At 73.9% G+C, this 21457-nt stretch carries 15 protein-coding genes; 4 read left to right on the forward strand and 11 right to left on the reverse strand.

Annotated features, from left to right (window positions below):
• Positions 1-2108: 2108 nt before the first annotated feature.
• Together OYE22_RS04410 and OYE22_RS04415 are read left to right on the forward strand one after the other, a co-directional pair.
• Positions 2109-3140, forward strand: coding sequence for a helix-turn-helix transcriptional regulator (locus tag OYE22_RS04410; protein WP_277319180.1), 1032 nt, complete (start codon positions 2109-2111; stop codon positions 3138-3140).
• A 147-nt stretch (positions 3141-3287) separates the two neighbouring features.
• The gene (locus OYE22_RS04415) at positions 3288-4286 is read left to right on the forward strand and encodes an AfsA-related hotdog domain-containing protein (RefSeq protein WP_277319181.1); all 999 of its coding nucleotides are present in this window, start codon (positions 3288-3290) and stop codon (positions 4284-4286) included.
• 41 nt (positions 4287-4327) lie between these two features.
• Here OYE22_RS04415 and OYE22_RS04420 read toward each other — a convergent pair whose 3' ends face one another.
• Entirely contained in the window at positions 4328-5158 is an 831-nt protein-coding gene (locus tag OYE22_RS04420) for a 4'-phosphopantetheinyl transferase superfamily protein (protein ID WP_277319182.1), read from the reverse strand.
• 482 nt (positions 5159-5640) lie between these two features.
• Here OYE22_RS04420 and OYE22_RS04425 point away from each other — a divergent pair, with 482 nt between their 5' ends.
• On the forward strand, positions 5641-8616 hold the full coding sequence (locus tag OYE22_RS04425) for a BTAD domain-containing putative transcriptional regulator (protein WP_277319183.1): 2976 nt from the start codon (positions 5641-5643) through the stop codon (positions 8614-8616).
• Positions 8617-9128: 512 nt separating this feature from the next.
• Positions 9129-9386, forward strand: a complete 258-nt coding sequence (locus OYE22_RS04430; RefSeq protein ID WP_176164901.1) for a hypothetical protein — start codon at positions 9129-9131, stop codon at positions 9384-9386.
• 152 nt (positions 9387-9538) lie between these two features.
• Here OYE22_RS04430 and OYE22_RS04435 read toward each other — a convergent pair whose 3' ends face one another.
• The 10 genes from OYE22_RS04435 to infC all read right to left on the reverse strand — a co-directional run bounded on the left by OYE22_RS04435 (position 9539) and on the right by infC (position 20917).
• Positions 9539-10069 (reverse strand): NUDIX hydrolase, encoded by a 531-nt coding sequence (locus OYE22_RS04435; protein WP_277319184.1) that lies wholly within the window; start codon positions 10067-10069, stop codon positions 9539-9541.
• Positions 10070-10129: 60 nt separating this feature from the next.
• Entirely contained in the window at positions 10130-11467 is a 1338-nt protein-coding gene (locus tag OYE22_RS04440; protein ID WP_277319185.1) for a transcriptional regulator, read from the reverse strand.
• 215 nt (positions 11468-11682) lie between these two features.
• A complete protein-coding gene (locus OYE22_RS04445) occupies positions 11683-12984 on the reverse strand; it encodes a PP2C family protein-serine/threonine phosphatase (protein WP_277319186.1) in 1302 nt (433 codons plus the stop codon).
• 383 nt (positions 12985-13367) lie between these two features.
• The gene (gene pheT, locus OYE22_RS04450; RefSeq protein WP_277319187.1) at positions 13368-15905 is read right to left on the reverse strand and encodes a phenylalanine--tRNA ligase subunit beta; all 2538 of its coding nucleotides are present in this window, start codon (positions 15903-15905) and stop codon (positions 13368-13370) included.
• Positions 15905-17056 (reverse strand): phenylalanine--tRNA ligase subunit alpha, encoded by a 1152-nt coding sequence (pheS, locus tag OYE22_RS04455; RefSeq protein WP_277319188.1) that lies wholly within the window; start codon positions 17054-17056, stop codon positions 15905-15907. The genes pheT and pheS overlap by 1 nt, the downstream gene beginning before the upstream one ends.
• Positions 17057-17239: 183 nt before the next feature.
• Complete coding sequence (locus OYE22_RS04460) at positions 17240-18418, reverse strand: ATP-binding protein (RefSeq protein ID WP_277319189.1); 1179 nt, start codon at positions 18416-18418, stop codon at positions 17240-17242.
• A gap of 73 nt (positions 18419-18491) precedes the next feature.
• Positions 18492-19337 carry an RNA methyltransferase gene (locus OYE22_RS04465; protein WP_277319190.1) on the reverse strand — a complete coding sequence of 282 codons (846 nt, stop codon included), beginning with the start codon at positions 19335-19337 and terminating at the stop codon, positions 18492-18494.
• A gap of 154 nt (positions 19338-19491) precedes the next feature.
• Positions 19492-19875: a 50S ribosomal protein L20 gene (gene rplT / locus OYE22_RS04470; RefSeq protein ID WP_030381833.1), complete on the reverse strand. Its 384-nt coding sequence runs from the start codon at positions 19873-19875 to the stop codon at positions 19492-19494.
• 98 nt (positions 19876-19973) lie between these two features.
• Positions 19974-20168 (reverse strand): 50S ribosomal protein L35, encoded by a 195-nt coding sequence (gene rpmI, locus OYE22_RS04475; protein ID WP_176164893.1) that lies wholly within the window; start codon positions 20166-20168, stop codon positions 19974-19976.
• Positions 20169-20293: 125 nt separating this feature from the next.
• Entirely contained in the window at positions 20294-20917 is a 624-nt protein-coding gene (infC, locus tag OYE22_RS04480; RefSeq protein WP_277323976.1) for a translation initiation factor IF-3, read from the reverse strand.
• Positions 20918-21457: the final 540 nt, after the last annotated feature.

Here is a 21457-nt window from a genome sequence, read left to right on the forward strand (position 1 = left end):
GGCGGCGGGGCGGGGGCCACGGCGCGGGCGGCGCTCCACGGGGTCCAGCATTCGGGCAGCGGCCGGGCGCATCGTTGCATGGGCGCGCGGGGAGGGTGCGTACGAGATTCGCCCGCCCCCACCGCGCGCCGTCTCCCGGCGGTGCGAAGCGGAGCACCGGGCGCCCGATACGGCATCGCCCCTGGTCAGCCTGAGTGTGCCGGGCCGGCGGGTGAGCGCCCGTCGGCTGGGCCGAGCGGACCGGGCGGGCCGGCCCCGGCACCGGTGGCGCCGCGCCGGGGCCACGCGCCCGGTCGGGCGTCGCGGGCCGCCCGGGCGCCGCGAAGACGGTCGGACCGTGCCCGTGAGTGACCACGACGGCGCCGCGGGCCGCGACGCTCCGCAGCGGAGGGGCATATTCCACGGACAGTTGATGGGCGCGCACCGGCCGTATGCGCATCAACTCGCACGACCCCACCCCCAGCCCCACTCCAACGATTCCCCTAGAGCGTCGGCCTGCCTCGGGAGCGGGCCGGGCGGTAGGGGTTATGGGGAATCCGGATCGGGACCTCAAATTTCGATCAGGTCTCGATCAAATGACGACCTGAATACGTGACGTCCACCGAAGTCACCCCCTGAATCCCCGCGTGCGACCCCCAGCGCGGCTACCGGGAATCCCCGTGAGCGGCCACGGGACATCGGCTAGATCTTGTCCGCGACCAGTCCATGGCCACGGAATGCGGTAGTGCGGCCCACATTTGCGGTTGGCAACTTCCTGACAGGACGGGCCACTTGCCCGCGCGGTGAGCCCGGCGTCGCCGCCGGGGTGCGCCGCGACCCCGCGCACGCCCCCGCGACGGCCGCGCGGCGCCCAACACGCCCCGGGGCGGGCCGACATCAGGCGCGCACCCCGCGCCACCAGCGGCGTCGCCCGCCGGCGACGACGCGCGGCTGAGGCGGCGTACGCTCCCGCGAGCGTTCGTTCTGGCGCGCGTTCCGCGCGGATTACCCGCGCTTTTACCGCCCAGCGCCCGGGCGTTCCGCGGCGGCACGCACCGTCGGCGCCCGGACCCGTACCGCGCGCCCCGCGCTCCCCCGGACACGACCCGGCGCTCCCGCCCACCACCGCGCCAGCGCCCCCGGCGCCGGCACACGACCCGCCGCGCGGCGCCGCGCCCCGGGCGCCGACCGTGGCAGCGGGCAGCAAATCCCTCCCCCAAGCGCCCGCCAAGTCCGCACCAAGAAACGACCAAGTCCCGCCCTCGCGATCAGCCGCACGGCCACGAATGCGGCCGACCGCACTCACTGAGGGGAGAATTCCGCTTTAGCCGGACTCAAGAGATCATCAACGCCTTTTCCCGCCCGATTTCCACCGGCGGACCACTCCGGGTGCGCCCGGGGAGAAATGAACGGGACTCGCCGCTCACTATACAGTGGACAAATAATCGTCACGACCCAAAGGATTCGCGTCTCGTATTCGCGAGGAGGTCGCCGGGAGGGAATCCCTGATTTTCACAGCTCTATCAGTTCTCCGTCGCATCTCCACCAAACCCCCTGGCATTACACCCCGTAACGATCGCGCCCGCCACCCCCAGGTCACCTTGCGTGAAGCCTTAGGGAGCAACTGTCGAGTAACACCTACACACGCCGGCGGGCCCTCGCCAACCGAGGCGAGGACCCGCCATCCGACCGCTTCACGGTCGCCTTCTTCGGCCAGGGACACCGCCCTGACGTGCTTGAACTTCGGCTCAGCCGGCCCAGATGGGGTCGCGGCGGATCGCCTGCAAGATCATCGGAGTCGTTGGGTAGGTCGAAGTTGTGCCACTCACGTTCATTCCTCCGCTCGGAACCGGGGCAAGAGCCAGGGCCAGCCATACACCGTGCGGCGCAAGGCGCCGACCACCGACAGACCTTGACTGTCACAAGATTAGCGCGGGACAGTTTCCTTTTCCCTCCGGGAGGAAGCTTTGACGTTGCTCTGGCGTGTACGGCACGTACCGTGATGGGCAGTACACGCTTGCCGAGCGGTGGCAACGTCGCCCGGCAAGGCTTCGAAGCATTTCCAAGAAAAACCCGATGTCTTAAAGTTGCAAGGCAGCAAGAGCAGGGAAGAGGGGGGAAGCTCGGGGATGTCGGCAACCATCGGTTCCGACCCGCCATTCGCGGAGCTGGACGACGTGAGCGCGACGGCATACCGGTTGGCCGTGCAGTTGGGCCGCTTCAACCGGCACGAGATCGCCCAACAGCTACGCATATCGACCGATGAGGCCACCCGCATCGAGCGGGTGCTGAGCCTGCTGTGCCTACTGCACCCCACCCCGGGCGACGCCGAACTGCTGGTCCCGGTGAGCCCCGACGCGGCGGCCGTGGAGCTGGTGGGGTCGGCCGAGAACCAGATCCGCGACCTGCAGCACGCCGTCACCGAGGTGCGGGCCCAGATGCTGTCGCTCACCCCCGCCTACTACGACGGCCGTCGCGAACGCAATCGCATGGAGGCGTTCGACGTCGTCTCGGACGTCACCACCGTCCAGTCGCTCCTCGACGAACTCAGCGAGCGCTGTCGCAGCGAGGTGCTGACCGTGCAGCCGGGCGGCGCCCGCCCGGCCCACATCCTCACCGCCGCCCGCAAGGTCTCGCTCGGAATACTCGACCGAGGGGTGCGCATGCGCACCGTCTACCAGCACACCGCGCGCTCCGACCTGGCGACCCGGGCGTTCGTGCGGGAGTTGATCGAGCACGGCGGCGAGCTGCGCACTAGCGAGGAAGTCATCGACCGGATGATCATTTACGACCGCGAGGTCGTCTTCCTGCCCGAGCACAAGCCCGCGGGGCGCGAGCCGGGCGCGGCCATCGTGCGCGAACCGACGCTCGTGGCCTTCCTCTGCTCGGTCTTCGAGCACCTGTGGCGCGGGGCGACCCCCTTCCACCTGGGCAGCGTCGAGTCCGACCCGGTGACCGACGACCTCAAGCGGTCCATCGTGCGGCTGATGGCCGAGGGCTACAAGGACGAGATGGTGGCCAGGCGGCTCGGCATGTCGGTGCGGACCTGCCGGCGCCACATCGCCGAGATCATGGAGGAGTTGGAGGCCACCAGCCGCTTCCAGGCCGGTGCCAACGCCGCGCTGTCCAAGCTGCTCTCGTACCCGCAGGACACGGTGTGACCGCGCGGGGCACGGGCCGTACGGGCCGGGGCCGGTGGGTCCGGACCCGGGCGGCGCCCGTGGGGCCGGCGCCCGCCCGGGGCGATGGCCGGCGGTCGCGGGCACGCCCGTACCCGTACGGCCCGGTGCCCCGCCCAAGGGGGCGCCATGGGTAGCAACGCCGCCGCCTGCCCGGCCGGGCCCGCCGCCGAGGGCGTGACCAGCCACCTCATCCACCGGCCCCGGTCGTCGGAGCACTACCTCCTGGACGCCCCGTGCACCGGCGAGGAAGACTTCGTCCTCGTCTCCCGGACCCCGCTCGGGCACCCGCTCTTCAACGACGGCCCCGGCCACTTCCACGACATCCAGGGCGCCGCGGAGATGGCCCGCGAGGTGGGCGAGTTCATCGGGCACCAGTTCTTCGGGCTGCCCGCCGAGCAGCACGCGGTCTTCGCCCGGCTGCACCTGCGCATCACCCACCTCGCGGCCTGGCGGGCGCGCCCCGAGCAGGCCGACCTGACGGTGCGCGTCCGGGCCCGCCCGACCGAGGTGCTGCGCGGCGTGCCGCGCGGGGTCGAGCTGCGCAGCGAACTGAGCCTGGACGACGTCGAGTGCGCCACCGGCACCGCCAGCCTCGCCTTCTCGCCGCCCGACCCGCCGCTCCAGTACGCTCCCCCGCCCCGCCCGGCGGTCCCCTCCCCCGAGGAGCGCGAGGGCGGCGGCGCGCACGGAGCTCCCCAGCGCCCCGCCGCGGCGTCGGAGGTGGGTCGCGGCAGCCCGGCGAACGTGGTGGTGAGCGAGCCGGCCGAGGCCGCGCCGTACGGCCGCTTCGTCACCCAACTCCTCGCCAGCACCCACCACCGGGTGTTCGCCACCGAGGGCGGGGGCCACCTGTCGGGCATGCTGCTGCTTGAGGCGATGCGGCAGACGGCGCTGCTGGCGGCCGGCCGGACCTACGGGTTGACGCCGTCGCGCGCGACCATGGCCACCTCGCGGGTCCTCTTCCGGGCGCGCGCCGAGCCCGGCCTCCCCCTCACCTGCACGGCCGTTCCCGGGCCGCTGGGCCGCGACGCGCAGCAGCGGCCGTCGGTGCCGGTCACGGTGACCCTGACCCAGTACGGACGGCGCGTCGCGGAGGCCACCTCGACGGTCCTGCAGGACTTCTGACCGGGGCCGCCCGTCGGGCCGTCCGCCGCCGGCCCGACGGGCTACGCGAAGCAGTCACCGTCGGCCGTGCTGCGGGGGGTGCCGAACTCGGCGCGGCCCAGCTCTTTCGCCGCCGCCGCGTCGAAGACCGCGGCGCTCACCCGGTGTCCGCTGTCCAGCACGACGGAGCTGAAGGCCCACTCGTGGTTGCCGCCGAGGCTGCCGTCCGGTCGCCGCACCCGCACCGGCCCGCCGTCCGGGGCGAAGCCGACCTCCGTGAAGCGGAACTTCATCGCCTGCCCCATGGCCTTGCTGTACGCCTCCTTCAGCGTCCACAGCCGGATCAGGCTGCCGTTGCGCTCGTACTCCGGCAGGTTGGACAGCGACACCAGTTCGTAGGGGGTGCAGATGTGCCGGCCGAAGCCCTTGCCGTACACCTGCCGGTCGGTGCGCTCGACGTCCACGCCGATCAGCCCGCGGGTGGTCAGCCCCACGACCATCACGCCGTCCGCGTGGCTGAGGCTGATGTCGACCTTGTCGCAACCACGGAGGTAGGGGCGGCCGGTGGGCCCGTAGCCGAGTTCGCTGCTGCTCGCGCCGCCGTGCACGACCGTCTTCGCGGCGTACCGCAGCAGCATGCGCGAGGCCGCGTACTCCATCCGCAGGTCGGGGTGGGCCAGCGCGAGGTAGCAGGACCAGTCGTCCCCGAGCAGCGTGCGCAGCTCGGCCGCGGAGGCCGCGCCCGGGTACCAGTCGGCCTGCCGGGCGTGCAGCAACACCGCTCCGGAGGACAGGAGTTCGGCGCGCGCCCGGTCCCAGCCGGTGTCCTGGCCGACGACCTCTATGGGCGGGCCGAGCGGCGGTACCGGTCTCGGGCTCTCGGCGGCCGTCATGGCAGTCCTCCAAGGGTGAGATGGCAGACGGGCGGGTCGCCACAGCGTACGGATACGCCGACAAGGATGACCGCCGGGCCGAAATCGTTCCCGGGGGAACGCCGCCGTTCGCGGTGGCCGGGAACAACGCGAGGTCAGGGGCGGGCTCTTCGCCGCTCCGCGTGGCGGCGCTCGGGGACGCGCGACGGCTTGGGCAACGCGGTCCCTCCCGCTGACGGGGCACGGCGGACGACGGCCGAACCCGGCCGCGCCGATGGGCTCCGATGGTCGGCGCACCGGCTTAAGAAGCACTTAGGTCCGGCGACTTAAGGGCCGCTTAGGGGGCGGCCCACCTCACGCGGGGCCGGGCCCGGGACCTATGGTGAAGCGGTCCGGGTACGGGGGCGCTGCCCGGACTGACCATGTCACTGGCTGGCCCGCTGAACCGGTCGGCCGGGCGGGCGGAAACACGGGGCGGGATGAGGTTCCGGATACTGGGCCCGATGGAAGTGACGGGCGAACCGCCTGAGGAGCGCGTGCTGACGCCACGGGCCGCGAAGCCGCGCGTCGTGCTCGCCAGTCTGCTGGTGCGGGCTGACCGGGTGGTGTCCGTCGACGCCCTGGCCGATGAACTGTGGGGCGGCAGTCCGCCACGCACCCCCACCGCCACCATCCAGGTCTACGTCTCCCACCTCCGCAAGACCCTGCGGGCGGCCGACCCCGAGGGCGGGCGCGACGCGCTCGTGACCCGCAGCCCAGGTTACGTGCTGCGCCCGGGGCCCGGACAGCTCGACCTCGCCGACTTCGAGGAGTTGCACGACCGGGGGCGCAGGGCGCTGGAGCGCGGGGACCACGCCGCGGCCGCCGACCTGCACCGGCGGGCGCTGGCGCTGTGGCGCGGCCCGCTGCTCGCGGACACCCCGCACGGCCCGCTGCTGGGCGGGGCCGCGGCCTGGGCGGCCGAGGTGCGCGTCTCCACCATCGAGCAACGTGTGCGCGCCGACCTCCAGTTGGGCCGCCACCACGAACTGGTCGGCGAGCTGCGGACCTTGGTGGCCGAGCACCCGCTGCGCGAGGAGTTGCACGCCCACCTGATGCTCGCGCTGTTCCGGACCGAGCGGCAGAGCGAGGCGCTGCGGGTGTACGCGCGGCTGCGCGAGACGCTGCTCGACGAACTCGGTACGGAGCCAGGGCCGCCGTTGCAGCGACTGCACCGCCGCGTCCTGGCCGCTGACCAGGGGCTGATGTTCCCCGACGGCGCCGTGGCAGCGCCGTCGAGCGCGCCGCCGCCCGGGCGGCTGGCGGCCTGCCTGCCGGCGGCCGACCCGACGTTCACCGGCCGTGCCGCGGCGCTCGCCGAGGTGGAGCGGCTGGTGCGGAGCGCGCCGGCCGGCGGCTGCGTCGCCATCGCCGGCCCGGCCGGGGTCGGCAAGACCGCGCTGGCCGTGGAGGCGGCGCACCGCAGCGCGGACGCCTTCGCGGACGGGCCGATCTTCCTCGACCTGTGCCCGCCGGGCCGGGGCCCGCTTACCGCCGCCGAGGCGATGGGGCGGCTGGCACGGCGGGCGGGGGTGCCGGGGCCGCTGCCCACCGACCCGCAGGAGCTGACCGACCTGGTGCAGCGGCTGTTCGCCGGCCGGCGCACGCTGCTGGTCGTGGACAACGCCGCCTGCGAGGCGCAGGTACGCCCGCTGCTGCCGACCGGTCCGGGCAGCGTGACGTTGCTGACCAGCCGGCGCCTGCTCGCGGGGCTGAGCGGCATGCGCCCGGTGGTGCTGTCCGCGCCCGACCACGCCGAGGCGACCGCCATGTTCGAGGCCGCCGCGACCCTGGCCCGCCCGGTGGACGAGCCGGAGGCGGTGGCGCGCGTCGTGGAGTGGTGCGGCGGGCTGCCGCTCGCCGTGCGGGTCGCCGCCGCGCAGTTGGTCGCCCGCCCGCACTGGACGGTCGCCACGCTCGCCGACCGACTGGCCGACGAGGGCACCCGGCTGTCCGGGCTGACGGCGGGCGACGTCGATGTCCGCGCGTCGCTCCGCGCCGCCTACCGCGAGGCGCCGGCCCCCGAACGGCGGGCCTTTCGGCTGCTGGGCCTCCTACCGCCGGGCGCGTTCGGGCCGTGGCTCGCGGCGGCCGTGTTCGGCGTCACCTCGCGCGAGGCCCAGCGGATGTTGGAGGCGCTGGTCGACGCGCGGCTGGTGGAGGTCGCCAGGGCCGACGGCACCGGGCCCGACCGGTACCGACTGCACGCGCTGTGGCGGCTGCTCGCCGTCGAGTCGCTGGCCGACGAGTCCCCCCTGACGGTGCGGGAGGCGACGCGGCGGATGTGCGTGGCGTACGCGGACGCGGCCTCGTACGCCGACGCCCTCTTCGCCCCCGGGCGACGGGGTGACGACGGCGCGTACCACCGTGGCGGCGTGCCGCCCGATGGTGGCGCCGGCGCTCCGTGGCCCGCGACCGCGCCCACGGAACGTCCGGCGGGGCCGGAACGCGCGGACACCGTGGACTGCGGGCTTGCGATGAGCGGGTGCGGCCTCGCGACCGATCCGCGCCGGGGTGCGACCGGCCCCACCGGTCCGGCGACCGGCGCCCCATGGCCGGCCGGCCCGCGCCGTGCCCCCACGTACCCGGCCCACCTCCCCGCCACCCGCGCGCCGGCCACCCCGCCGAGCACGGCGGACGCGCCCCGCGCCGGGCTCGGCGACCCGCGTGCGTGGCCCCCGGCCGAGCCGGTCGCCGACGGCCGCTCCTGGTACGCCGAGGCCGTGGGCCCCCATCCGCTGGATTGGTTCGCGGCCGAGCGGGGCCGGCTGGTGGCGGTCGTCACCGCGGCACACGCGGCCCGGCTGTGGCGGCCCACGATCCGGTTGGCCGACAGTCTGAGCGCCGGCCTGGAGGCGCTGGCCGCCTGGGAGGACTGGCAGACCACGCACGCCCTCGCGCTGGACGCGGCCCGCCGCTGCGGCGACCGCCGCGCCGCCGCCCGGCTGTTGCGCTCGCTGGGCGACCTGCACTGGCAGCGGCGCCGCCTCGCGCTGGCGCGCGAGCACTACCAGCAGGCCCAACTCGCCGCGTGGGAGGTCGCCGACTCGCGCGAGTACGGCCGCACCCTGGTCGCGTTGGCCGAACTCAGCCTGGACACCGGGCAGGTCGCCGACGCGACCCGGCTGCTCACCACGGCCCTCGCGGTGGCCAGCACGCCGATGGACACCCGTGGCCGGTACGAGGCGCTGCGCGCGCTGGCCCTGGTCGCCCTGGAGACCGGTGACCCGGGGGCGGCGCGGCGCTCGTTGGACGAGTGCCTGGAGTTGGCCGAGGCGCTCCGCGATCGGCGCCTGGAGGACTACGCCCGCCGCGCACTGCGCGCCCTGCGCGCCGGAGGGCGGGGGCGCACGGACGCTCCGACGGCGCGTTGGGCGCAGCCCAGCGGCGTGGAGGTGCGCCCGGGCGTGTGGCGGTTGCGAACGCCGACCCAGTCCTGAGCGGACGCCGGGCGCCGGGCCGCTGAGGCGCGTGGCGACCCCGCGTCCGGCCCGCGCGGCCCGGCGCCGCGCCGCCGGCGCGGGACGGTTCGGCGCGAGGGACCGACTCGCCCCCGGATTCCGCGCCGGTCACCGCCCCCGGAGGCCGAGGGGCCGACAAACGGAGCCGGTCGCGGGCCCGGTGCCGCGCCTGAGGCAGCGTTGTCAGGCCCGTCGCCGCGTGGGCTCGGCGGCGCCCGCGCGGCCCGGCGACGGGCCGCCGCGAGGTGACCGGCACGCGCGCGCCGCGGTCACGGTACGCAGCGGTCACCGGGGTTGGCCGACGGCGCGGCCTCGGTGCGCCGCTGGTCGCCATCGAACCGCCGACCCGACCGGTCACGGAACGTCATTCGCACGGGGTGTGCGCGGGCAACCCGCGCACACCGCCTGCACACGCTCCCGCACGGCCCGCAACCGTGGTTCGCTCGGTGCGTTGGTAACCGCACGGACACACATGTGGAAGGGGATCAGGCGTGACCACCGAGCCCGAGCAAGCCGTGGTAGCCGCGGAGCTCGCGGAAATCCGTCGCAACCTCGACGTCGGAGTCGCCCGCATCGACGGGCAACTCGCACTGCTGGCCCAGCGCAGCGCGCAACACGACCGGGACGTGACGAAAGTGACGGAGCGCGTACGGGTGTTGGAGCACGGCCGCTGGCCGCTGCCCTCCCTGGCGGCGCTCACGGGGGTGGGGGCGCTGGCCGTCGCGGTCTGGCAGGCCGCGGGCCGCTGACCGGGCGCCGACGCCGGGCATCGGCCCGCCCGGCGTCGGCGCGTCGCGTCGACCCGACCGGCCCGGGGCGGGGCCGTCGCGGCGAACGCGCGACGGCCCCGCCCGGGTCAGGTCAGTTCAGGACGGGACAGGACGAGTCAGAACAGGTCGGCTCAGCCCAGGCGTATGTGGTGCAGCAGCAGAAGCGCCGCCGCCATGTTGGCGGCCGGCACCTCGCCCCTGGCCACGATGTCCGGGATGACCTTGAGTGGGACCCACTCGCGGCGGTCGGACTCGAAGGCGTCCTCGGGCGGGCCCACGTAGTCGGCGTCCTCGGCCCAGTAGATGTGGTGCCGGGCGTCGGTCAGGCCGTTGGAGGGCTCGACGGAGAGCAGGTGGTGCAGCGGGCCGGGCCGCCAGCCGGTCTCCTCCTCCATCTCGCGGGCCGCGGCGTCGGCGACGGCCTCGCCGTCCTCGACCACGCCGGCGGGCAGCTCCCAGCCCCAGTTGTCCGTGATGAACCGGTGCCGCCACAGCAGCAGCACCTCGTTCGCCTCATTGACCACCGTGGCCACGGCGACGGGCCGCAGTCGGATCAGATAGTGGTCGAGGTGGTGCCCATCGGGGAGTTCGACGTCCGCCAGGTTCACGCTGAACCAACGGTTCTCGTACACCGTCCGCTCGCTGAGGTTCTTCCATCGCACGGTCAGCCACCTTCCGCCGGGGTCGAGGGCAGCGACTCGGCGGGAGCGGCCCCGTCTGCCTCACAGCGGAACGCGCAGTGCCCCGTCGATCAGTTCGGCGGCCTCGGAGGTCGCGGCGCATCCGCTCTCGACGAGATGCTCGCGCACCGCGCGGAGCCGGTCCCGTAAGCGCTGCGATTCCATTCCGCGCGCCCGCTGTGCCATTTCCACCGCGGTCGCCCCCGCCCGGTCCGCGTCCCCCTGGCGCAACTCGATATGCGTGAGCATCGCCAGCCGGTGTACCCGGCCCCGGTCGTGCGCGGGAGTGTCCACGGCGGCCGTGGCGTGTTCGCGGGCCGCGTCCAGGTCACCGAGGTTCAACAGCGCCTCGGCGACCTGCACGTTCACCAAGCCCGGCTGTACGTAGCCGGTCTCGTCGGGCTCCTGTCCGGGGCGGATGCGCTCGGCGGCGCTCTCCGCGCGCCGGATGCAGGACAGCGCCCCCGCGCCGTCGCCGAGCCGGGCGTACGCCTTGGCCTGCATGGCGTACAGATCGGCCGCGAGGGCGGGGGTGATACGGGGGCCGGCGGCGCGCAGCGCCGATTCGGCGAAGGCGACCGCCTGCCGGTGTTCGCGCATGTGCAGCGACTGGTTGACCAACAGCGCGATGACGTAGGCGCCGAGGCCACGGTCGCCGCTGGCCTTGGCGAGCCGCAGGGCCTGGTGGAAGTAGCGCTGGGCGAGCCCGTGCGCGTCGGAGTCGTACGCGCAGATGCCCGCGACGGCGACCAGTCCACCGGTGGCGCGGTGGAGTTGCCGCCCCGTCGCGTCCGGGTAGCTGCCCCGCAGCAGCGGCGCGGCCTCGGAGATCAGGAAGCCCACGACGCGGGCGCGGGTGGCCACGCCACCCGCCTTGCGGTACATCTGCTCGTAGTGGGCGCGGGCCGAGCGCAGCATGGTGATGTCGCGCATGCTGACCCGGGTCATGCCCTCCCGCGAGACGTCCGCGTCCTCCGGCGGGTTCTCCCACTCCCACACGGGGATGACCGCGGGCGTCCCGGTGACGGCGGGTGCCCGCACGATGTGGGGGCGCTGCTGCTCGTCCGAGCGCCACAGCGCGGTGGCGCGCTCCACGAACCCGGACAGCGGCGTGCTGGCCCCGCGCGCGCTGCCGGGGGTGCCGAGGCCGATGGAGTCGAGGGTCAGCGCGCGGTGCAGCCGCTCGCCAAGCACCTCGCAGATCAGGTCGGGCACCTGCCCACGGGGGCGCTGCCCCTTCAACCAGCGGGCCACGGCGGTGTGTTCGTAGCGCAGCTCCATGCCGCGCGCCCGGCCCGCCTCGTTGACGTGTGCCGCCAGTGCCGCGTGCGAGATGCCCGCCTCGTCCAGCACGGCGTCGAGCAGTGTGTTGGGCTCCATGCCGCCCTCCCGATGCCTCCGGTCGGTTCAGCGTAACGGGGTCGCGCGCACACGGGGTGTGAACTTTCCGCGCGGCCCCGGGCCATCGGCGTTCCCCGCCCCGGCCGCCCGGCGCCGACCTGCGGCGCTGCCCGGGCTGCCGCCGGTACGGGGCCCGGCCGTCCGGTGACGTCGGAGCGTGCCCGGTCCCGCGTCCGGCACGCCCTCGGCCGCCGCTAGGAGAGCCGTGCGTCGCTCGCGAGTGGCACCGGCACGGGCGACTGGGCGGGCACCCGGCTGCGGTCGTTGCGCAGGACGAGGAGCGCCGCGTCGTCACCGAGCCGTCCGTCGGTGTGCCGCAGCAGGGCGCCGCGCACCCGGTCGACGACGGCCTGCGGGTGCACCGGTCCGCCGCGCGCGGCCTCCGTCAGCGCCCAGGCCAGCGGGAAGAAGTCGCCGGCGGCGTTGCGGGCGTCCTCGGCTCCGTCGGTGTAGAGCACCAGCGCCTCCCCGGGGAGCAGCAGCACGCAGCGGGTGGGCGCCGGCAGTTCGGGCAGCGGGAACAGGCCCAGCGGCGGCATGCTCTCGCCCGGCGCCAGTTGCCGCACCCGGGGCAGCGACGACCGGTGCGGCAGCACGCGCCGCCCGGTCCCGTGCGGCCCGGTTCCGTACGGGCCCGGCCGCCGGGGGCCGGCCGGGCCGCCAAGGCCCTGGCCCACCAGCAGGAACGGCCACGGGTGGCCGCAGTTGAGCGCCATCACCTCGCCCGATGGCCGCACCTCAAGCAGCAGCACGGTGACGAACTCCTCGGCGACCGGGTGCCCGGGCCCCACGGCGGACGCCGACGCCGCCACGCGCTCGCGCAGGTGCCGCCGCAGGGTGCGCTCCAGGCGCCGCAGGACGCCGGCGAGTTCGGCCTCGTCGTGCGCGGCCTCCCGGAAGCTGCCGAGTACGGCGGCGACGGTGTCGAGCGCGGCCAGGCCGTGCCCGCGTACGTCGCCGATGACGATCCGCACCCCGTACGGAGTGGCCACCGCCTCGTACAGGTCACCGCCGACCACCGCGTCCCGACTGGCGGACAACTGGCCGCCGGCCAGGGCGAGTTGGTCGATGCGGTGAGGCAGCGGACGCAGCAGGGTCCGCTGGGCGGCGACGGCCACGCTCCGGGTGCGGTCCAACTCGTGCACCAGACGCTGCCTGCGCCGGTTGGCCAGTCCGCAGGCAACGAGCACGATGAGGATCGAGCAGCAGGTGCCCAGGGGCGCGCTCGACGGGTCACGCGGCCCGAACTTCGCCATCGGCACCAGGGCCAGAAGTGCGCACGCGCCGCCAAGCAGCACCCGCTTGCACTCGCCGCCCAGGGCGAGGGCCAGCGCGGGGGCGGCGGCCAGCAGCGGTTCGAGGCGCAGCCCGGGCGGAACGGTCAGCTCCAGGGCCAGCACCGCGAGCACCCACAGGCCCGGCAGGACGGTCGCGAGCAGCCGAGAGCCTCGCGCCGGCGCCGTTCGCGTCGCGCCCACCGCCTTGGTTCCGATCATCCACCGGCCCCCTTAGCAGCCCGTTGAGGCGGCCGGGCGGCCCCTGGCCTTCGAGTGGCGGGGACTGCGCGACCGGGACGATTGTGGCGACCATCCACACGGCGTTGACTACTTAAGGTGCCCTTCTCACCCCTTCGGGTGAGCACACCCCGAACACCGCATCGCGGGTGTGCACGCGTGCCCGAGAGTCGAACGTCTCCACCTCCCGCGCGGGCGCCGGAGGGGTGCGACGCGGTCGCGGCCACGGCGCACTCGCCACCCCCGTGCGCCCCGGAGCCGTCGACCGGGCGCCCCCGTGGCGCACGAAGGGCGTGCCCCGCGCGTGATGCGCGGGGCACGCCCCTGGTGTGTGGCTCCGGGCGCCACCGGCGCCCGGGCGCGGATCAGGCTCCGCGCAGCGCGGCCCCGGTGCGCTCGACGGCGGTCGCGACCGCCGCGTCCCGGGCCGCCGACGCCTCGTCAGCGGTGAGCGTGCGGTCGCTCGCCCGCAGCCGCAGCGCGTAGGCCAGCGACTTCTTGCCCGCGCCGAGCTGCTCGCCGGTGAACTGGTCGAACAGCCGCACCGATTCGAGCAGTTCGCCAGCGCCCTCCCGCAGCGCCGCCTCCACGTCGGCGGCCGGCACCGAGGCGTCGACGATCAGCGCGACGTCGCGGGTGGCCACCGGGAAGGTGGACACGTGCGGCGCCTGTACGGGTCCCGGGGTCGCCCGCTCCAGGCGGTCGAGCTCGATCTCCATGGCGCTGGTGCGCTCCGGCAGGCCGAGCGTCTTGATCACCCGCGGGTGCAGCTCGCCAGCGTTGCCGACCAGCACCTCCTGGCCGTCCACGACGGCCAGCAGCGCGGCGCAGCGGCCGGGGTGCCAGGGGGCCTGCTGGTCCTGGCGGACGATCAGCTCGACGCCCGCCTGTCGGGCGACCGCGCGCCCGGCCTCGATGGCGTCGCTCCAGTCCGCCGGGCGGCCCTTGCCCCACCAGCCCGCGCGCTCGCGGGTGCCGGCCAGCACGACCGCGGCGCGGCGCGGCTGCCGCGGCAGGGCCGTGTTCAGCGCGGCGATCTCCGCGTCGCTGGGCCGACGGTCCACCGGCAGCCGCACGGCGGCCACGGCCACCTCGTCGGGGGTCGCCGCCGCGCGGAAGACCAGGCCGGTCTCGAACAGCGCGAGGTCGTGCTCGCCTCGGCCGTCGTTGCGGCGCAGCGCGCCCAGCAGCCCCGGCAGCAGCGTGGTGCGCAGCAGCGGCTCGGTGTCCGAGAGCGGGTTGGCCAGGCGTACGGTCGCGCGCCGCGGGTCGTCGGAGTCCAACCCGAGCTGGTCGAGGATCTCCTCGCTGGTGAACGGGTAGTTCGGTGCCTCGGTGTAGCCGGCACCGGCCAGCGCCCGGCCGACCCGGCGGTGCAGCCGCTGACGCTCGGTCAGGCCGCGCCCGGCCGGCGGCTGGGGCAGCGTGGCGGGCAGGTTGGCGTACCCCTCCAGGCGGATGACCTCCTCGGCGAGGTCGTTGGGGGCGCTCAGGTCCGGCCGCCAGCTCGGGACGGTGACCACCAGCTCGTCCTGCCCGTAGACGTCGCAGCCGACCTCCTGGAGGCGCCGGACGACGGTCTCGCGCCCGTAGGCGACGCCGGCGACCCGGTCGGGGTGGTCGGCGGACATCGTGATGGTGCGCGGACCGCTGGGCGCGGTGACCTCGGTGACGCCGGCCTCGGCCGTGCCGCCGGCGAGCAGTACGAGCAGGTCGACGGCGCGCTGCGCGGCGGCGGAGGTCGCCTCCGGGTCGACGCCCCGCTCGAAGCGCCGGGACGCCTCCGACGAGATCTTGTGACGGCGGGCGGTGCGGGCGATGGAGACGGCGTCGAAGTGCGCGGCCTCGATCACTACGTCGGTGGTGCCGACGCTCTCGCCGGAGGTCGGGTCCTGGGCGACGTCGGCGATCTCGGTGTTGGCGCCACCCATGACCCCGGCGAGGCCGATGGGCCCGTTGTCGTCGGTGATCACCAGGTCCTCGGCGTCCAGGACCCGCTTGACGCCCTCCAGCGTGGTGAGCTTCTCGCCCGGGGTGGCCCGCCGGACGCCGATGGTGCCGCTGACCCGGGACCGGTCGTAGGTGTGGAGCGGCTGGCCGAGTTCGAGCATCACGTAGTTGGCGACGTCCACGGTCAGCGAGATGGGCCGCATGCCGGCCTTCTGCAGGCGGCGCTGGAGCCAGATCGGCGAGCGCGCCTCGGGCGAGAGGCCGACGACGGTACGCGCGGTGAACCGGTCACAGCCCGCCGGGTCCGCGACGCTCACCGGGTAGCCGTAGCCGTTGGGCGCCGGCACGTCCAGCAGGGCCGGGTCGCGCAGCGGCAGCCCGTAGGCGGTGGCGGTCTCGCGGGCGACGCCGCGCAGCGACAGGCAGTAGCCACGGTCGGGCGTGACCGCGATGTCGAGCACCTCGTCCCGCAGCTCCAGCAGTTCGATGGCGTCGGTGCCCACCTCGTGCTCGGGCGGCAGCACGATGATGCCGTCGTGGTCGTCGGACATGCCCAGCTCGCTGGCGGAGCAGATCATGCCCTCGGAGACGTGGCCGTACGTCTTGCGCGCGGAGATCTTGAAGCCGCCGGGCAGTTCGGCCCCGGGCAGCACGACGACGACCTTGTCGCCGACCGCGAAGTTGGTGGCACCGCAGATGATGTTCTGCGGCTCGCCCGTCCCGTTGGCCTGGCCGACGTCGACCTGGCAGTAGCGGATGGGCTTCTTGAAGCCTTCGAGCACCTCGATGGCGAGCACCTTGCCGACGACGAGTGGGCCGGTGAGCCCGGCGCCGAGCTGCTCGACGGTCTCCACCTCAAGACCGGCGGCGACGAGCTTGGCCTGCACGTCACGGCCGGTCTCACCGGCTGGCAGGTCCACGTACTCCCGCAGCCAGGAAAGCGGGATTCGCATCAGATCTCCATCCCGAACGGCCGGGTGAAGCGCACGTCACCCTCGACCATGTCTCGCATGTCCTCGACGTTGTGGCGGAACATCAGCATCCGCTCGATGCCGAACCCGAAGGCGAAGCCGCTGTACTTCTCCGGGTCGATGCCGCAGGCGACCAGCACGCGCGGGTTGACCATGCCGCAGCCGCCCAGCTCGATCCAGCCCTCCGACGAGCAGGTGCGGCAGGGCCGGTCCGGGTTGCCGACCGACTCGCCGTGGCACACGTAGCACTGCATGTCCATCTCGGCGGACGGCTCGGTGAACGGGAAGTAGTTCGGCCGCAACCGGGTGCGCACGCCGGCGCCGAAGAGGGCGCCGACCATGTGGTCCAGGGTGCCCTTGAGGTCGGCCATCGTCAGACCCTCGTCGATGGCCAGCAGCTCCACCTGGTGGAAGACGGGGGTGTGGGTGGCGTCGAGTTCGTCCGTACGGTAGACCCGGCCCGGGCACACCACGTAGATGGGGGGCTCGCGGTCGAGCATCGAGCGCACCTGGACCGGCGAGGTGTGGGTACGCAGCACGATGCCGGACTCCGCGTCCTGCTCGGCGTCCTGCCCGCCGGCTCCCGCACCGTCGGTGGCGCGCACGAAGAAGGTGTCCTGCATGGCGCGCGCCGGGTGGTCGGGCGTGAAGTTGAGCGCGTCGAAGTTGAACCACTCCGCCTCGACCTCGGGCCCCTCGGCCACCTCGTAGCCCATCGCGACGAAGACGTCCTCGATGCGCTCGGAGAGGGTGGTCAGCGGGTGCCGGGCGCCGGGCGTGAACCGGTCGGTGGGCAGCGTGACGTCCACCGCCTCCTCGACCAGCACGCGCGCGTCGCGCTCCGCCTCCAACTCCTCCTGCCGCGCCTTGAGCGCCCGCGACACCTCGCCACGGGCCCCGCCGACGCGCTTGCCCGCGTCCGCCTTGGCCTGCGGCGGCAGCGCGCCGATCTCGCGGTTGGCCAGGGCCAGCGGCGAGCGGTCGCCGGTGTGCGCGACCTTCGCCTCATGCAGGGCCGCGAGGTCCCCGGCCGCGGCGAACGCGGCCAGTGCCTCGTCCCGCATCCGGGCGATCTCTTCCGGTTTCAGTGCCTCGACCTCTACCGGGTCAAAGGACTTGTTGGGTGCCGACATCTCTTCCCGTGCTTCCGATTGGCTGCTGGCTTCGCCCCGCCTCGGCGCCTTGTTCTCGTCCGGATGCCGAGCACGTGTGGCTCAGCCGACGATGGTGGTGCCAAAGGTGCCAAAGGTCGAGTCTACGGGGCGTGTGTACTCGTCCGAGCCCGTAGGGGTCGCCGGGCCACCGCCCGACGGTGGTCAGGCCAGATGGGCCGGGGCCCCCACGGGCAGGGTAAATCGGAACTCCGCGCCGCCGGCGCTGGAGCGGCCGACCGTGATGGTCCCGCCGTGCGCCTCGACGATGCCCTTGACGATGTAGAGCCCGAGTCCGGTGCCGCCGCGCTTGCTGCCGCGCCAGAAGCGGGTGAAGACGCGCCCCATGGACTCCTCGGGGATGCCGGAGCCCTCGTCGCTGATGGTGACGGCGGTGCTCGGCTGGGCGGCGGAGTCCACGGCTGACCCTTCTGGCTGGGCGGTGACGACGGTGGGGGTCACCTCGATGGTGACGGTTCCCTCGCCGTGCCGCACGGCGTTTTCCAGCAGGTTGCCCAGCACCTGGTCGACCTTGTCCGGGTCTGCCCACAGATCCGGCAGCGGCTCCACGACCTTGATCAGGAACAGGTCGGGGCGCTGGCCGGCCGTGGTGTGCGCCTGGACGTGACGGCGCACGGCGGCGGCCATGTCCACGCACTGGCGGCGCACCTCGAGGCGCCCGGAGTCGATGCGGGAGATGTCCAGCAGTTCGGCTATCAGCCGGGTGACCCGGTTGGCGTCGGCGTCCACCGTCTCCAGCATCAGCCGCTTCTGGTCGTCGGTGAACCTCTCCCACTTGGCGAGCAGCGTGGCCGTGAACCCCTTCACCGAGGTCAGCGGCGAGCGCAGCTCGTGGGCGACGGTGGCGATCAGCTCCGCGTGGCTGCGCTCGGTACGGCGCCTGGCCTCGGTGCCGCGCAGGGTGACCACGAGGCGGCGCAGCGGACCGGTGGGGCGCACCCGCACGTACCGCGCGGCGACCAGCACCTCGCGCCCGCCGGGCAGCAGCAGGTTGCGCTCCGGCTGGCCGACGCGGGTGGTCAGCCCTCCGTACGGATCGGTCAGCGCCCACCAGCGGCGCCCCTCCAGGTCCTCCAGGGGCAGCACCTGTTCGAGCTGGTGGCCGATGGCCTCGGCGGCGGGCGTGGCCGTGATGCGGGCCGCCGCGGCGTTGAAGCAGGTCACCCGGCCCCGCTCGTCGGCGACCACGAGGCCGTCCGGCAGGTCGTCGGGGTGCAGTCCGATGGCGGACGCCTCACCCGTCCACGCGTCGAGCTCGCCGGGCAGGCACTGGCCTGGCGCATGCGAGGTGGCCGCTGTCGCGCCGGAAACCCTGACGTTCATCCCCGCACCCCCTCTCGGGCCCCAGGGCCGCAACCCTACTAGGTCGAGGTGACGCAGCGGAGCCCCTCCGTCGCTACGAGCGGGCGCGCTGGGCGCGCGCGGAGGCGTACAGGCACACGGCGGCGGCGGTCGCCAGGTTCAGACTCTCGGCCTTGCCGTGGATCGGCACCCGTACGACCTCGTCGGCCAGCGCGCGGGTCTCCTCCGGCAGTCCCCACGCCTCGTTGCCGAAGACCCAGGCCGTGGGGCCGCTCATGCGCCCGGCGTCCAGCTCCGCGTCCAGGTCCCGCTGGCCCGCCCCGTCCGCGGCGAGCACCCGTACGCCCGCCTCGTGCAGGCCGCTGACCACGCGCTCGATCGGCACGCCGACGGTGACGGGCAGGTGGAAGAGCGAACCGACCGACGCGCGGACCGACTTCGGGTTGTACAGGTCGACGGAAGCGTCGGTGAGGACGACGGCGTCGGCGCCCGCGGCGTCCGCGCAGCGCAGCACCGTGCCGGCGTTGCCCGGGTCGCGTACGTGGGCGAGCACGGCGACCAGCCGGGGCCGCGCGGCCAGCACGTCGGACAGCGGCGAGTCGAGGAACCGGCAGACCCCGACCAGGCCCTGCGGGGTGACCGTCTGCGAGATCTCCGCGACGATGGCGTCGCTGGCGGTGTGCACCGACACGGACGCGGCGCGGGCGGCCTCGACGATGTCGGCGTGCCGCTCGGCGGCCTCGACGGTGGCGAACACCTCGACCAGCGTTCCCTCCCGGCCCACCTCCGCGTCGGCGCGGTGCCGCACGACCGCCTCGCGCACCGCCTGCGGCCCCTCGGCGAGGAACCTGCGTTCCTTGGCCCGGGCGTTGCGGCGGGCCAGTCGGCGGGCGGCCAGGACGCGGGGCGATCGCGGAGAGGTCAGCTCGGGGGCCGCCATGTGGTGGTACTCGCTTCCGGTGCGGGGGTTCCAGCGGAGGTCCCGCGCTGGCGCCGGGCCGGCGCGGGAGGGGCGAAGACATCGGACCCGCAGGCGGTCGCCGCCTGCGGGTCCGATGTGGGGCGGGCGCTTAGGCCCGGGCCTCGAAAACCGCTCAGGCGGCCTTCGGGGCGTTGACGTCGCTGGGCAGCGCCTTCTGGGCCACCTCGACGAGCGCCGCGAACGCGTTGGCGTCGTTGACCGCGAGCTCGGCCAGGATCTTGCGGTCCACCTCGACGTTGGCGGCCTTCAGACCCTGGATGAAGCGGTTGTACGTCATGCCGTTGGCACGGGCGGCGGCGTTGATGCGCTGGATCCAGAGCTGCCGGAAGTCGCCCTTGCGCTTCTTGCGGTCGTTGTAGTTGTAAACGAGGGAGTGGGTGACCTGCTCCTTCGCCTTGCGGTACAGGCGCGAGCGCTGGCCCCGGTAGCCGCTGGCCTGCTCCAGGATCGCCCGGCGCTTCTTGTGGGCGTTGACTGCCCGCTTGACGCGTGCCACTTGATTAACTCCTTGTACGGGGCCGCGGGTACCTCACGCGGCCCGGAAACGAATGGGTCCCGAACTGTGTGCCAGCCCCGTCACGACGGGGCCCGACATCACTTGCCGAGAAGCTTCTTGACCTTCTTGGCGTCGGCCGGGGCCAGCTCCACGGTTCCCGCGAGGCGGCGCGTCAGCGTGGACGACTTGTGCTCGAGAAGGTGGCGGCGACCGGCGCGCTGGCGGACCACCTTGCCGGAACCGGTGATCTTGAAGCGCTTGCTGGCACCACTGTGGGTCTTGTTCTTCGGCATGTCGCCGTTCTCTCCTCGTCGGGGCGCCCCCGCAGCCGTTGCGGGCATACGGGCGCGTCAGCTCGTTCGGTGTGGGTTCCGGGGCGGTGCCCCGGGGCGGCGGCCTCGGGCTCAGGCCGCCACGATCAGGCCTCGGCCGGCTCCTCGGCGGACTGCTCGGGCGCGTCCGCGGCGGCGCCCTGGCGCTCCGCCTTGCGGGCCGCCTGCGCCTCGCGGGCTTCGGCCATGGCCTCGGTCTTCTTCTTGTGCGGACCGAGAACCATGATCATGTTCCGGCCGTCCTGCTTCGGGTTCGACTCGACGAAGCCGAGGTCCTGGACGTCCTCCGCGAGCCGCTGGAGCAGTCGGTAGCCGAGTTCCGGCCGGGACTGCTCACGACCACGGAACATGATCGTGATCTTGACCTTGTCGCCCTGCTTGAGGAACCGGACGACGTGACCCTTTTTGGTGTCGTAGTCGTGCGGGTCGATCTTCGGCCGGAGCTTCATCTCCTTGATGACCGTGTGCGCCTGGTTCTTGCGCGCCTCACGGGCCTTCATGGCCGACTCGTACTTGAACTTTCCGTAGTCCATGAGCTTGCAGACCGGCGGACGGGCGTTCGCCGCGACCTCGACCAGGTCCAGGTCGTACTCCTGCGCAAGCTCCAGGGCCTTGGCAAGCGGAACGATGCCAACTTGCTCGCCGCTGGGACCGACGAGTCGCACCTCGGGGACGCGAATCCGGTCGTTGATGCGGGGCTCGGCGCTGATGGGGCCTCCTCAGTTGCACCACACGGCCGCCTGGCGGACAGCCGCGTAACGTCAGTTTTCGGTGTGACAACCGTGCCGAGACGCATAAAACGCCCCGAACGGGACACAGGGGGGCTCCTCACATTCCGGGAGCACCGCTGCGGATCACCGCGGGGCGCATCAGGCAGCTCCACGTCGTCCGTACGGAACGACGGGCCCTACCGGACCGGGACCCGCCGGCCTCAAGGGCCAGCAAGGTGGGAGAGTCGGAGCCTCCACTTGTGGGCCGGGCACACTGATGCCCAGCCGGTCACGTGCAATGCTACACCAGTCTCGCCAGGGCGCCTCCGGACGCCGTCAAGAGCGCCTTCGGCCAGCGCCCCCACGCGCGCGACCCGGCGGGCACCCGCCCCGCTCCCCCGCCGCGCCACGGCGGCGCCGCCCCGCGTAGCGGGCGCGAAGGGCGCCCCGGCTCCTCTCGTACGATGCGTACGGACCACTTGGCCGGGCCATGGCGCGTACGGCCGCCGTGGCGCGCGCCGCGGGACGGACCGCGTACGC

This window comes from Streptomyces sp. 71268 (assembly GCF_029392895.1).
Classification (GTDB): Bacteria; Actinomycetota; Actinomycetes; order Streptomycetales; family Streptomycetaceae; genus Streptomyces.